Genomic DNA, 13032 nt, shown 5'->3' with positions numbered 1-13032 from the left:
TTAGAAGAACCCGAGCTTTTGTTCGCTGTAGCTGACGAGCATGTTTTTCGTACGTTGATAATGACCGAGCATCATCTTATGGTTCTCACGCCCAATCCCAGACATTTTGTAACCGCCGAATGCGGCATGTGCCGGATAGGAGTGGTAACAGTTGATCCAGACACGTCCTGCTTGAATTTCACGACCGAAGCGGTACGCACGGTTCATGTCACGAGTCCACACGCCTGCCCCGAGTCCATAAAGCGTATCGTTCGCGATGGCGAGTGCTTCCGCATCGTCTTTGAACGTTGTGACGGATAAGACCGGTCCGAAAATCTCTTCTTGGAAGATTCGCATCTTGTTATGGCCTTTAAAGATCGTCGGTTGAATGTAATACCCATCCGCAAGATCTCCGTCCATCATGTTGCGCTCTCCACCGATTAGGCATTCTGCGCCCTCGTCTTTCCCGATTTGGAGATAAGACAGGATTTTCTCCATCTGTTCGTTCGACGCTTGTGCACCCATCATGACATCGGCATCGAGTGGGTTGCCGAGCTTGATTGCTTTGACGCGTTCTAGCACGCGCTCCATGAACTTGTCATAAATCGACTCTTGAATCAAGGCGCGAGATGGGCACGTACAGACTTCCCCTTGGTTCAAGGCGAACATGACGAGACCTTCGATCGCTTTATCAAAGAAATCGTCATCCGCGTCCATGATGTCGGCAAAGAAGATGTTTGGTGACTTCCCACCGAGCTCAAGCGTGACAGGGATAATGTTTTGAGAAGCGTATTGCATAATGAGGCGACCCGTCGTCGTCTCACCCGTGAAGGCGACTTTATCGACACGGTCACTCGATGCGAGTGGTTTTCCTGCTTCGAGACCGAAACCGTTCACGATATTGATGACGCCAGGTGGTAATAAATCTTCGATGAGTTCCATGAGAACCATGATTGAAGAAGGGGTTTGTTCGGCCGGTTTTAAGACGACACAGTTTCCGGCAGCGAGTGCCGGCGCGAGTTTCCACACCGCCATCAAAATCGGGAAGTTCCACGGAATGATTTGAGCGACGACACCAAGCGGCTCATGGAAATGATAGGCGACCGTATCATGGTCGAGTTCACTGATGCCACCTTCTTGTGAGCGGATGACTCCTGCGAAGTAACGGAAGTGGTCGATGGCGAGCGGAAGGTCAGCGTTGAGCGTTTCCCGAACGGCCTTTCCATTTTCCCATGTTTCCGCGTAGGCGAGCATTTCGAGGTTCTCTTCCATGCGGTCTGCAATTTTATTCAAGATGACAGAACGCTCCGTGACGGACGTTTTGCCCCAATCCTCTTTGGCTGCATGAGCGGCATCCAAAGCAAGTTCAATATCCTCTTTCGTTGAGCGGGCGACTTCACATAATACTTTCCCATTTACAGGAGATGTGTTTTCAAAGTATTCTCCACCAGCCGGTGCGGTCCACTTTCCGTTAATGTAGTTCTCATAACGGTCTTTAAACTGTACTTTCGTTCCTGCTGAGTTCGGTACTTCATAAATCATGATCGTTCCTCCCTTTTCATACGAGATAGAGGAGTTATGTATGCGCTTACATTTTTCAGTAAGCGAACGACTCCCTTTTTTCATCGTAACGGTATGATGTGATAAAAGTCAAAATTTTTCGACAATAATTTGTCAATCTTTTGTAAAAACGTTTTGAACTCAAGATTTGTGGAAATCACTAGAATGTAAACATTAATTCATCCATAAGGAGTGATTCACGATGGCTAAGACATATCAAATTGACCCGGCGCATAGTTCGATCACGTTCACGGTCAAGCACATGATGATTTCCAAGGTGAAGGGCGAGTTTAAAGAATTTGATATTAAGGCGAACGGTGAGCCGAGCGATTTAGCGAATGCGAGTGTGAAAGTGACGATTCAGGCAGCATCGATTGACACCAACAACACGGATCGGGATAACCACCTCCGTTCAGGCGATTTTTTCAATGCCGAGGAGCATCCACATCTCGTCTTTCATTCAACTTCTTTCCGTTCAAAAGGGGGCGGAGAATTCGAAGTGACAGGGGATTTAACGATTCGAGGAACGACTCGGGAAGAGACGTTTGAAGTGGAGTATGAGGGAAGCGCAAAAGACCCATGGGGCAATACGAAACACGCCTTCTCCGGAGAAGGGTCGCTCAACCGTGAGGACTATGGATTAACGTGGAACCAAGCGCTTGAGGCGGGTGGTGTCCTCGTCGATAAGAAAGTCAAATTCGAGTTCGAGCTCCAATTCACTGAATCGGAGGCATAAGAAAAGTCGCTCATCTGAGCGACTTTTTATTGTTCGTATACTAACTTTTTCTGAAGGCTGTCTTCACTAAACACCCAACCTGTAAAGGATGACAACACGTCATTCGTCTGCTCGTCGACGATGACGACGGCAACGAACGGATACATGTTTTTAGAGAAATAACGCAAGTTTGTAAAGCGGTATTCGATCATCCCGTTATGACGTGTCACGGTGTACGTGTGAATTTTAGAAAACTCGAGGAACGCCTGTAAGTCTGCATTTTTCCGAGCCTCTACGAAATGGAGATCTTCTTCTCCTGGCATCGGTTTGTCGCGGAAGCGACCACATTCGATGACTTTGCCTTTTTTCACTTTTACGGCTCCGAGACCATCGCGGAAACGGACGGCGACATGCCAGTCATCCCAACCGATTCCTGGTGAGATGAACAATTCATGTGCCCCTGCAAAGTGTCTCGCCACGGTAGCGAGTGCACGGTTACGTAATTTAAACTGAATGGCATAGTAACTGATGACAAGCGCAATGAGCAGTGCAAAAATAGGGACAGTCGCACCCGTTATCATCCATAATGCATATGCACCGTAATAAGCGGAGAACAAGTACGGATCAAACGTCCCGATCACGCCCCAGCCGATCCATTTTTTGGAAAAAGGTTGTAGCGCTTGCGTCCCGTAGGCATTGAACAAGTCGACCGTGACATGAAGCAACACGGCGATTTGTGCCATGACCCATAAGGAGGCAGGATTGACGCCGAGGACCGTCCCGATGACGGCGCTGACGATGATTGGCCAAGCAAGAAGCGCGGTGATTCCATGTGAACGACCACGATGCTGGCGTAAATACGTACTATTTCCTTTTAACTTAAAGACGGTGTCGAAGTCTGGTGCATGCGAGCCGACGAGAGCCGTGGCTGTCATGGCTAAAAACAGTTGTGCATCACCTGACACTTCCGGGCTGAGCGTCGCGATGGCACTTAATCCAAGTCCCATACCAATGTGTGTCGCAGTATCCAATGTGCGTCAGCACCTCCATCAATAATGAAAGAATTACGTCATCTATTCCTATTTATCATACAATATTTTTAAAACGAGGGGAAACACAATGCTTAATCTTGATAAATTGTTCACAAATTATAATATTCATCATTTCAACGAGGAACTCGTCACGTGGTTCAATCGGGAAAAGCGTGATTTACCTTGGCGTCATGCGAAAAATCCTTATCGCGTATGGGTGAGTGAGGTCATGTTGCAACAGACACGAGTCGATACGGTCATCCCATATTACAACCGGTTCATGGAACGCTTTCCGACGCTCGAAGATCTCGCAGCTGCTGACACGGATGAGGTCGTAAAGTATTGGGAAGGGCTCGGGTATTATTCTCGCGTCCGGAACTTACACGAAGCGGTCAAAGAAGTCGCTTCTGTTTACGAGGGAATCGTCCCAGAGGAGAAAGAGCGTTTCGAGAAACTAAAAGGGGTCGGACCGTATACGACGGGAGCCGTACTGTCGATCGCGTACAATCAACCGGAACCGGCTGTGGATGGAAACGTCATGCGCGTCATGTCCCGTCAATTCGGGATCTATGACGACATCGCCTTGCCGAAGACGCGCAAAATCTTTGAACAAGTCGTTCGTCGGTTGATGGATCCGGCTCACGCATCCGATTTTAACGAAGGCGTGATGGAGTTAGGTGCGACGGTCTGTACGCCGAAAAATCCGATGTGCTCACTCTGTCCTGTTCAAGACACATGTTATGCATATGCGCATCATGTACAAGATGAGCTGCCGGTCAAAACGAAGAAGGGAGCAGCACGTATCGAAATGTATGACGCGCTGTGTATCGAGAAAGATGGAAAAGTCGCCTACGAACAACGACCGGACAAAGGGTTGCTTGCTGGGATGTGGCAATATCCGCTTATGGATCGAGGAACGGGGGAACAACTTAACGGAATGTATCTCGGGCAAGTGAAACATGTCTTCTCTCATATCGTTTGGTATATCGATTTGTATCGCGTCGATACGCTTCCGACGGATGACGTCGTCTGGCTAGACGCTTCGGAGCGTGAGGTGAAGACGGTTTCTGTGGCTCAACAAAAATTAGAACGATTGGCAGGTGGCGAACGTGAGACGATTTGATGTAGAGTCGACATATGATACGACGGTCGATGTGCTTTGGGATTTGTTACAGGATGCCTCGCTTTTGACGAAACTGACGAAGTTTCCTAAAGTACGTTTAGTAGGGGACGGCGCCTCGGTCGAAGGGAATGAAGTGAAGTTGTTCGTTGGGGTCGGTCCGGTGGAGCTGCCGTGGAACAGTGCCATCACCGTTGTGGGAAACCAGGCATTCTGCGATCAAGGAAAGAGGTTACCGTTTCCGTTCAAACGGTTCACACATGTGCACCGGGTCGAATCGCGTGATGGCAAGGCGGTCATGATCGACGAAGTGACGTTCGATAGCTATGTTCCGAACATACTCGTCGAGTATTTCGTGCTTCGTCCGATGTTCCAAGAGCGGGCGCGCGCCTTCCAAAAAACACTAAATTCATGAAAATAAGAGATTTCCTTTTTCATTGGTTCTGAAAGTCGCTATAATTAAATATGAGAATTGTATAGCATCATAGCGGAAAGGAGGAGCTTATGAGCTTATTTCCCAAAGCAGGTAGCAAAATCGAGATACAGAGCTACAAGCACAACGGAACTTTGCATCGCGTTTGGGAAGAAACGCTCGTCCTTCAGTCGTCAAAAACGGATATGATCGGATTCAATGACCGCATCATGGTCAGCGAGTCAGACGGTCGGCAATGGAGAACGCGAGAGCCGGCAATTTGCTACTTTTCATCTGAGTATTGGTTCAATGTCATCTGTATGATTCGCGAAGACGGGATTTACTATTACTGTAATCTAGGTTCGCCGACTACATTTGATGGGGATGAACGTGCCATCAAATACATCGATTACGATTTGGACATCAAGGTGTTCCCGGATATGTCGTATACGATTTTAGATGAAGATGAATATGAGCGGCATCGTCGCGAGATGAATTATCCGAAAGCGATTGATCGAATCTTGAAGCAGAACGTGCAAGAGCTGATCAACTGGATTCGAGGACGGAAAGGGCCGTTCAACCCAACATTCGTCGATGAATGGTATCGCGAATACGAAGCACGTTACCGGAGATGATTCCTCATCTCCGCTTTTTTTCTTAAGTCAGGAGGCATTATGGGTAGTATTAAACGTTATTTGCAGTTTGTTCGTCCGTATAAGAAACAAATTGCCCTTACCATTTTCGTCGGCATTTTGAAGTTTTCCATCCCGCTCGGATTACCGTTACTTTATAAATATGTCATCGATAACTATTTGACGGACGATGCACCGAAGCAGGACTATACGACGCTCGTTTGGTTATTCAGCATCGTTTTCTTCGTCTTCTTGGTCCTCAAGCCGCCAATCGAGTATTTGCGTCAGTATTTGGCGCAGTGGGCCGCAACGCGTGTCTTGTTCGATGTGCGGAACCGGTTATTCGACCACGTCCAGAAGTTGTCACTCCGCTATTATTCAAACAATAAGACGGGACAAATCATTTCACGGATCATCAACGACGTCGAACAGACGAAAGACTTCGTCATCACCGGTCTGATGAATATTTGGCTCGACATGATCACCATTCTTATCGCCATCGGGATCATGTATACGATTGACCCACAACTCACGCTGATTGCGATTTTACCACTTCCGTTTTATGCGATCGCAGTCCGCTATTTCTATGGACGGTTGCGTCGTTTGACGCGTGAACGGTCGGCGGCACTCGCTGACCTACAAGGTCATTTGACAGAGCGCGTCAACGGGATGGCGGTCATTCGGAGTTTTGCGCTAGAGCCATATGAGAACAAGGCGTTCGAACAACAGAACGGTGGCTTTTTGAACGCGGCACTCAAACATACGAGTTGGAACGCCAAGACGTATGTCGTCGTATCGACCATCACTGACATCGCACCGATCCTCATCTTCACGACGGCATCGTGGCTCGTCATTCAAGAAGCGGTATCGCTCGGGACGCTCGTCGCGTTCATCGCGTATATCGACCGACTCTATGCGCCGCTCGGTCGTCTCGTCAACTCGGCGACGACACTCACTCAGTCGGTCGCTTCGATGGACCGTGTCTTTGAATTCTTGGATGAGACATATGATATCGAGGAGAAACCGAACGGGTTCGTCCCGTTGTCGACAGCCGGTAAAATCGACCTTGAGCACGTGAGTTTTTCGTATGAACAGGACGGGACACGAGCGTTGAACGATGTGAACCTCCAAATCCGCTCCGGGGAACGCGTGGCGTTTGTCGGAATGTCCGGTGGAGGGAAATCGACACTCGTCAGTTTGATTCCGCGTTTCTATGACGTGACGGATGGAAGCATCAAAATCGACGGCGTCGATGTGCGTGATTTCAAATTACGTGCACTCCGCGACCAGATTGGGATGGTCATGCAGGATTCGGTCCTCTTCAGCGAATCGGTTGCCATGAATATTCGGATGGGGAAACCGGATGCGACGGATGAGGAAGTCATCGCGGCGGCCAAGGCGGCGAACGCCCATGAGTTCATCTCGAAACTACAGGACGGATATGCGACACCGGTCGGGGAGAAAGGTGTCAAACTGTCTGGTGGACAGAAGCAGCGGCTTGCGATTGCACGTGTCTTCTTGAAGAATCCACCGATCTTGATTTTAGACGAGGCGACGAGTGCGCTTGATTTAGAAAGTGAAGCGATGATTCAAGACTCGCTGGCCCGTCTGACGAAAGGACGGACGACGTTAATCGTTGCCCACCGCTTGTCGACCATTACGGACGCCGATCAAATCGTCGTCGTGGATAACGGTCAAATCATGGAGACGGGAACGCATGAAGAGTTGATGCGTCGTCGCGGGGCGTATTACGACCTGTATATGATTCAAGATTTAGCCGTAGTCGAATAATAAAAAAGTCGAGTCCATTAATGGCTCGACTTTTTTAGCGGTCTAAAAATCGTTTACGAACATCCGGGGAAGGGAGTGTGCACACTTCCTTTTTCCCAAATAGACGTGTCCGATGTTTGGCGAATAACGCATATCCATGATCACGAATCGGTCTAGGTATGAAACGAATGAGTCGAAGCAGGCGCCAACGGCCATCAAGGTGTTCGGCAATTCGAATCGCAGCGTCTGATTTTAAGTAAGGAACCCCTTCCTCAATATAGACGATGCTGTCGACTGATTCCGGGATCCGGTGTCGTGTTCGGAGCGACTGACCGACCTCGCTTTGGAGCGAAGCAAAGTGAATCGAGGCGTGTCGATCATGACGAATGATGAACTGGACACTGGCATCACAGAAGTTGCAATCGCCATCAAATAAAACAATCGCAGGCAAGTACTTCGCCTCCTTCATCGTACTGTTTTACCGTTTTGTCTTCATGTTAAACGTCAAGCAGCGAGTTGGCGAGCAGGTTGCATCTTATAGAGCGATACATAATACAAGTAAGCACCGAGGGCACCGAAGACGAACATGTAACCGCTCATCAAGACCGGACCGATGAACGCGCCGACGACAATGCCTGCCGCGGCAACCAATTTGGCTCCGTGGAACGTGAGGCCGCCGAATGCAAGATAAGAGGCACGGCGTTCAGGGTCGAGGAGGTCAACCTGTTTCACTTGTCGAATCGGCGAGTAGAGGAGTTCGCCAATTGTGAAGATAATCGCGAGTACGGCCAGAACGATGAAGGAGTTCATTGAGGTGATGGCGGCGTATGCTGTGATATATAACGATAAGCCAATGAAAAATATGGTCTTCTCTTTGAAACGTTTGACGAACGCAGTAACCGCAAACGTGATGGCGACGACGAGCAAGGTATTCTCTAGTTGCATAAACGCCATCATGCGAACCCCATCAACAGGTATTCCGAGAATTTGACGACTTTCGAATGACTCTGCTAAATGAACACCGATATAGTTCGCCATATGAAACTCGGTCGAAAAGACGAGCATACTTCCAAATACGAATGTGATCCATCGGCGGTCGCGTAACGCGATTTTATAGTTTTCGATGACACCATGAATCGGGTTTGACGGTGTTGAGCGGTTGCCAGTATATGTGTCGACCAAGAAACGTTGAAGAATGATTGTGGTCACAGTGAGAATGACCGTCATACCGATAAAGAGAGCGAAGCGATGGTCGCGATAAAAGGCGCCGCCGAGCAGGACGCCTCCGGCGATCGCCAAGTTGACGAGCCAGTAGTCATACACGTAGATGGCTTTTCGATTCGATCCTTCCATGGAATCGATGACGATTGCCTCAAGTGCCGGATAGTTCAATCCGTTCGAAACGGCATGTCCGAAGTAGAGGATGGCGACGACGAGTGCCCAGTTATTCGATGGGTGAATCGCGATGGTCATCCCAAGAAAACAGATGATTTGAATCACCTGGCCAATCTGTAAGACAACCTTCCGATTGAACCGATCGGAAAAGTACCCACCGAATAGACCGGTCAAGTAACCGACGATAACGAATGAGGTCATGATGATACCGGCTGGCACTTTCCCCAACTCTTCTGAGAAATAGAGTGCCATGAATGGGAAAATGGCTGATCCGACGATTCGAATACAAAATCCGCAAACGAGTCGCAAGCGGACATTTAATGGGAAATCTTTAAATTTCATATGGTGAGCACCTCCTTGGTTCTACTGTAATGGGGGACGGTACTCAGTAAAAAGAGACACTTTTTTTGAAGATGTCCCCTTTTAGACGAAAAAAAGAGATGCTCGCGCATCTCCTTCTTACAATTGGGCAAACGAGCGATTGACCGCTTCGATTGTCTCTTCGATATCTTGTTCCGTATGCTCTGTCGTCAAGAACCAGGCTTCATATTTTGATGGAGCCAAGTTCACGCCATTCTCAAGCATCAACTTGAAGAAGCGTCCGAACTTCTCACCATCTGACTTTTCCGCACCTTCATAGTCGGTGACGATTTCATCCGTAAAGTAAACGGTAAGGGCACCTTTTAAGCGGTTGAGCGTGATCGTGACGTCATGCTTCTCCGCTGCCTCACGGATGCCGGCTTCCAGTTTCGCACCGAGTGCGTCTAATTTCTCATAGACACCAGGTTGCTCCAGCACTTCCAGGCAAGCGATTCCTGTGGCCATCGAGGCAGGGTTACCGGCCATTGTACCGGCTTGATATGCAGGTCCAAGTGGGGCGACCGTCTCCATGATTTCAGCCTTCCCGCCGTAAGCACCGATTGGTAGACCACCACCGATGATTTTACCGAGTGCCGTCATATCCGGTTCGATGCCATACACTTGTTGGGCACTTCCGTACGTGAAACGGAATGCCGTGATGACTTCATCATAGATGACGAGGGCACCATGCTCGTGCGTGATCTCATTGACGGCCTGAAGGAAACCAGGCTTCGGTTCGACGATTCCGAAGTTCCCGACAATCGGTTCGACGAGGACACATGCAACCTGGTCTCCCCATTCTTTCATCATCTCGCGATACGCTTCGACGTCGTTGAATGGGACGGTGATGACTTCTTTGGCAGTGGCTTTCGTCACACCTGCTGAGTCAGGAGAACCGAGTGTCGCTGGACCACTACCTGCTGCAATCAGCATGAGATCCGAATGTCCATGGTAACAACCGCTGAATTTCACAACGAGTTCACGACCGGTATAAGCACGGGCGACTCGTACCGTCGTCATGACGGCTTCTGTTCCGGAGTTGGTGAATCGTACCTTATCCATCGAAGGGATGGCTTGTTTTAGTTTCTTCGCAAATTCAACCTCGAGACGGTGTGGCGTCCCGTATAATAAACCTTTTGAAGAAGCGTTCATAAGCGCTTCGTGAATGTGTGGATGGGCATGGCCGGTAATGATTGGACCATATGCCGCCAAATAATCGATGTAACGATTGCCGTCTACATCATAAAAATAGGCCCCTTCGCCGCGTTCCATATAAACGGGGGCGCCGCCACCAACCGCTTTAAATGAGCGGGATGGACTGTTGACACCTCCGACGATGTGAGTGAGTGCATCTTGGTATAATGCATCGGATGACTGACGATTTGATGAAGTAGTCATATGTATTGCCTCCTTATTCAAATTCGCACTTATTGTATCATAGCCGTCAACCGCATAAGCTCAGTGTTTGACGAGTAGTTGAGAAATCAGTACACTATTTATAAAGATTACTATGTAAGAAATAAGTTAATGTCCAAAACTATTTCGCATGAATTTTATAGAAGAAATGAGGGATTGACGTGGGAAGCGAAATGCTTGACCATGCTGTTCAGTCGCTCCGGGAACATGGAGTCAGAATGACGCCTCAGCGCCAGGCCATTTTGGAGTACCTCGTCACGGAGCATAGTCACCCGACAGCGGATGACATTTATAAGGCACTTGCCGCACGGTTTCCAAATATGAGTGTGGCCACTGTATATAACAACTTGCGCGTTTTTAAAGAAGTGGGTCTCGTTCAAGAGATGAACTATGGGGACGCCTCGAGTCGTTTTGACTTTGTGACGTCGAAGCACTATCACATCATCTGTGATACGTGTGGAAAAGTCGTCGACTTTAACTATCCTGTATTAGATGAAATCGAATCGGTTGCATCACAATTGACTGGATTCAAAGTTGATCGTCACCGTCTTGAAGTGTACGGAACGTGCCCGTCTTGTCAGTCTGAACAATCGCAAACGCATTAAAAAACCACATCCGAGCAGTCGGATGTGGTTTTTATGTTAGTCCGTTTGTTGTGACTGACGTTTGTTATATTTCTCATCGAATTCTTTTCCTTCGAGTGAACGGTCGATTGTGAGCGGCTCGTCGCAGTGCATACATAAGTCGACGCGTCCGAGCATCTTCGTCTCTTTTTCACAGTTCGGACAAGTCACGATGATGGCTTTTGTCGAGGCCATCCCGACGATGAAGTAAAGAGCAGAGCTCGCAAGTACCATGACAAATCCAAGAAGCATGAAAATAATCATGAGCCAGGTGATGGATTTTGCGAGAAGACCGAGATACATGACACCGATCCCGCCGAAGATAAGAAGTAATGCTATATTACGCGCGCGGTTGATTTTGTTCCCCCGTTTTTTCATGAGTGAATCCCTCCAATAGTCTGTCTCTATCATAGCTCATCTTGAAACGAGTGAGAAGTTCCTGCACTTTTTCGGCAGGAGTTTTTTGAAAAGAGGGCGAATTTGGTTCGTATCGAAAATGACAATCGTCATATATATAGTCAACTTGCGATTGGGAGAGAAGGGGTCCAGATGACGATGGAATATGCGACTCGCACCATTTACTCAGAATATGCTGCATTAAAAACGACACTCGGGATTATTGAAGTGAAGAAAAAACGGGCACGTGATCCGTTGACGGATCAGTCGGATCGCCTGCTCATTGTGATTGAAGCAAAACCAGAACCGTTTTGGACGGTGAAACACTATCAGGTCGGTCAAGAAAAAATCGTCCTGCACGTAGTCAGTGACTCGATGATGGATCGTTGGATTGTCTTGAATGAAAATCGACGAGCCATTCATTGGATTGAAGACGGGATCGTCTTGTTCGAACGGAATGAGTACATCTTGGAGTTGCGACAACGCAACCGCAATTTAACGAATCGAGAACAACGGTTACAACTCTCGATCTCATTTGCAAAATTGTTGCGTCGGTTTGAAGACGGACGATACCTGTTTTTAGAAGGGGAGTTCCAAGACGCCTTCACTCAGATTCATCATGCGCTCACTCACCTGGCTCGCCTCTCGATTCTTGAGGCAGGGATTCATCCAGAGATCGTGTTGTGGGAACAGGTACGAGCCATCGACCTCGAAATCTATAAACTGCACGAGGAATTGGTCGGAGGACAAGAGTCGCTTGAACAGCGCATCCACCTCGTCGTCATTGGCATGGAACATTTGATTCAATCGAAAGTGTTGCCGGGGACGTTGTTATTACTTCAGACGATGCAGGAGAAAGACGGCGCGTGGACGTTCCCGGAATTGATGGAACATCCAAATTTGAACGAGCTCCGTGTCGACCTTGGGAGCATCATTGGTTTTTTAGTGAAAAAAGGGTATGTTCGTACGGTCACGAGACCGACAAAAGGAGTCGGGGTAGAAGCAGTGCTTTATGAGATTGCTTAACTTCCCTTTCCTAGGAACAACGAGGAGAAAATCAGTTATATGAAACTATTGAAATTTAGTGTGGGAACCGTTTTTATTTTATTTGTCACGATTGTGATTTCAGTCTTCGTCGCCCTTTTTACGATGGGAGACCCCATCACACTCGGGCGACCAATTCTTTGGACGATATGGTATATGGCCGTTCTACTAATCGTATGTATGGGACTCTATGATTTCTCGTCCTTTTCAAAACAAAAGATTCGAAAAGTTCTCGGCTGGGGTACGTTGGTCGGTGTTGTCCTCTTCGCTTCTGTGAAAGGATATTATATGTATCAGGATAGCTTGAAGATTGAGGAACGCGGAGTGGAGTTGACGGACTATCAGCCGTTCACGGATTCAGGACAATTGGCGAGACTCGATCACGAGGCTTCGGTGAAGTTTGGGGAAGGGTTGCCGCGATTAGACGGAGCGACGGCGCTCTATCCGATGTACGCTTCATTCGTAGAAGCAGTCTATCCGGACTCGGAAACGTATGATCCATACAATGATCAAACGAGTAAAGTCGTATCGACGACAACGCCGGAAGCATATAGTCGACTAATGAACGATCAGGCTGAC

Annotated in this window: 14 protein-coding genes (1 of these 14 only partly in view); 8 read left to right on the top strand and 6 right to left on the bottom strand. The window is 48.3% G+C overall.

The annotated features are described in order from the left end of the window. The gene (adh, locus tag KD909_RS11480) at positions 1-1521 is read right to left on the bottom strand and encodes an aldehyde dehydrogenase (RefSeq protein WP_211781629.1); all 1521 of its coding nucleotides are present in this window, start codon (positions 1519-1521) and stop codon (positions 1-3) included. A gap of 220 nt (positions 1522-1741) precedes the next feature. Here adh and KD909_RS11475 point away from each other — a divergent pair, with 220 nt between their 5' ends. Continuing rightward, entirely contained in the window at positions 1742-2275 is a 534-nt protein-coding gene (locus tag KD909_RS11475; protein WP_074037700.1) for a YceI family protein, read from the top strand. Between the two features lie 26 nt (positions 2276-2301). Here the strand turns inward: KD909_RS11475 and KD909_RS11470 are convergent, their stop codons facing one another. Beyond that, the gene (locus tag KD909_RS11470; RefSeq protein WP_015880893.1) at positions 2302-3285 is read right to left on the bottom strand and encodes a metal-dependent hydrolase; all 984 of its coding nucleotides are present in this window, start codon (positions 3283-3285) and stop codon (positions 2302-2304) included. A gap of 88 nt (positions 3286-3373) precedes the next feature. Between KD909_RS11470 and mutY the strand changes: the two genes are divergently transcribed. From mutY to KD909_RS11450, 4 genes are all read left to right on the top strand, one after another. After that, a complete protein-coding gene (gene mutY, locus KD909_RS11465) occupies positions 3374-4408 on the top strand; it encodes an A/G-specific adenine glycosylase (RefSeq protein WP_211781628.1) in 1035 nt (344 codons plus the stop codon). After that, on the top strand, positions 4395-4820 hold the full coding sequence (locus tag KD909_RS11460) for a hypothetical protein (RefSeq protein WP_211781627.1): 426 nt from the start codon (positions 4395-4397) through the stop codon (positions 4818-4820). Before mutY ends, KD909_RS11460 begins: the two co-directional genes overlap by 14 nt. 89 nt (positions 4821-4909) lie before the next feature. Then, a complete protein-coding gene (locus KD909_RS11455) occupies positions 4910-5452 on the top strand; it encodes a nucleoside tri-diphosphate phosphatase (RefSeq protein ID WP_015880896.1) in 543 nt (180 codons plus the stop codon). Between the two features lie 39 nt (positions 5453-5491). After that, positions 5492-7240: an ABC transporter ATP-binding protein gene (locus KD909_RS11450; protein WP_211781626.1), complete on the top strand. Its 1749-nt coding sequence runs from the start codon at positions 5492-5494 to the stop codon at positions 7238-7240. 34 nt (positions 7241-7274) lie between these two features. Here the strand turns inward: KD909_RS11450 and KD909_RS11445 are convergent, their stop codons facing one another. The 3 genes from KD909_RS11445 to KD909_RS11435 all read right to left on the bottom strand — a co-directional run bounded on the left by KD909_RS11445 (position 7275) and on the right by KD909_RS11435 (position 10372). Next, the gene (locus KD909_RS11445) at positions 7275-7670 is read right to left on the bottom strand and encodes a thiol-disulfide oxidoreductase DCC family protein (RefSeq protein ID WP_015880898.1); all 396 of its coding nucleotides are present in this window, start codon (positions 7668-7670) and stop codon (positions 7275-7277) included. A 53-nt stretch (positions 7671-7723) separates the two neighbouring features. Then, positions 7724-8956 carry an MFS transporter gene (locus KD909_RS11440; RefSeq protein WP_211781625.1) on the bottom strand — a complete coding sequence of 411 codons (1233 nt, stop codon included), beginning with the start codon at positions 8954-8956 and terminating at the stop codon, positions 7724-7726. Positions 8957-9073: 117 nt separating this feature from the next. Further along, on the bottom strand, positions 9074-10372 hold the full coding sequence (locus KD909_RS11435) for a glutamate-1-semialdehyde 2,1-aminomutase (protein ID WP_211781624.1): 1299 nt from the start codon (positions 10370-10372) through the stop codon (positions 9074-9076). A gap of 191 nt (positions 10373-10563) precedes the next feature. On the opposite strand from KD909_RS11435, the gene perR reads away from it, so the two are divergent. Beyond that, positions 10564-10995 (top strand): peroxide-responsive transcriptional repressor PerR, encoded by a 432-nt coding sequence (perR, locus tag KD909_RS11430; protein WP_031421138.1) that lies wholly within the window; start codon positions 10564-10566, stop codon positions 10993-10995. A gap of 36 nt (positions 10996-11031) precedes the next feature. On the opposite strand, the gene KD909_RS11425 is transcribed toward perR, so the two are convergent. Further along, on the bottom strand, positions 11032-11391 hold the full coding sequence (locus KD909_RS11425; RefSeq protein ID WP_031421140.1) for a YgzB family protein: 360 nt from the start codon (positions 11389-11391) through the stop codon (positions 11032-11034). A 102-nt stretch (positions 11392-11493) separates the two neighbouring features. On the opposite strand from KD909_RS11425, the gene KD909_RS11420 reads away from it, so the two are divergent. Both KD909_RS11420 and KD909_RS11415 read left to right on the top strand, forming a co-directional pair. Continuing rightward, positions 11494-12435 (top strand): nucleotidyltransferase-like protein, encoded by a 942-nt coding sequence (locus tag KD909_RS11420; RefSeq protein ID WP_249199027.1) that lies wholly within the window; start codon positions 11494-11496, stop codon positions 12433-12435. 39 nt (positions 12436-12474) lie between these two features. Continuing rightward, positions 12475-13032 carry the 5' end (the start) of a PstS family phosphate ABC transporter substrate-binding protein gene (locus KD909_RS11415; RefSeq protein ID WP_211781623.1) on the top strand. The gene runs 615 nt beyond the window's last position, so only the first 558 of its 1173 coding nucleotides appear in the window; it begins with the start codon at positions 12475-12477; its stop codon lies off the right edge, out of view.

The organism is Exiguobacterium sp. PFWT01 (assembly GCF_018255795.1).
Classification (GTDB): domain Bacteria; phylum Bacillota; class Bacilli; order Exiguobacteriales; family Exiguobacteriaceae; genus Exiguobacterium.
This window is presented reverse-complemented; position numbering and strand designations above follow the sequence as displayed.

Coding starts and splice junctions, on each gene's coding strand:
- KD909_RS11475 (WP_074037700.1), top strand. CDS start 1,742: ATGGCTAAGACATATCAAATTGACCCGGCGCATAGTTCGATCACGTTC.
- adh (WP_211781629.1), bottom strand. CDS start 1,521: ATGATTTATGAAGTACCGAACTCAGCAGGAACGAAAGTACAGTTTAAA.
- KD909_RS11450 (WP_211781626.1), top strand. CDS start 5,492: ATGGGTAGTATTAAACGTTATTTGCAGTTTGTTCGTCCGTATAAGAAA.
- KD909_RS11440 (WP_211781625.1), bottom strand. CDS start 8,956: ATGAAATTTAAAGATTTCCCATTAAATGTCCGCTTGCGACTCGTTTGC.
- KD909_RS11425 (WP_031421140.1), bottom strand. CDS start 11,391: ATGAAAAAACGGGGGAACAAAATCAACCGCGCGCGTAATATAGCATTA.
- KD909_RS11455 (WP_015880896.1), top strand. CDS start 4,910: ATGAGCTTATTTCCCAAAGCAGGTAGCAAAATCGAGATACAGAGCTAC.
- perR (WP_031421138.1), top strand. CDS start 10,564: ATGCTTGACCATGCTGTTCAGTCGCTCCGGGAACATGGAGTCAGAATG.
- mutY (WP_211781628.1), top strand. CDS start 3,374: ATGCTTAATCTTGATAAATTGTTCACAAATTATAATATTCATCATTTC.
- KD909_RS11435 (WP_211781624.1), bottom strand. CDS start 10,372: ATGACTACTTCATCAAATCGTCAGTCATCCGATGCATTATACCAAGAT.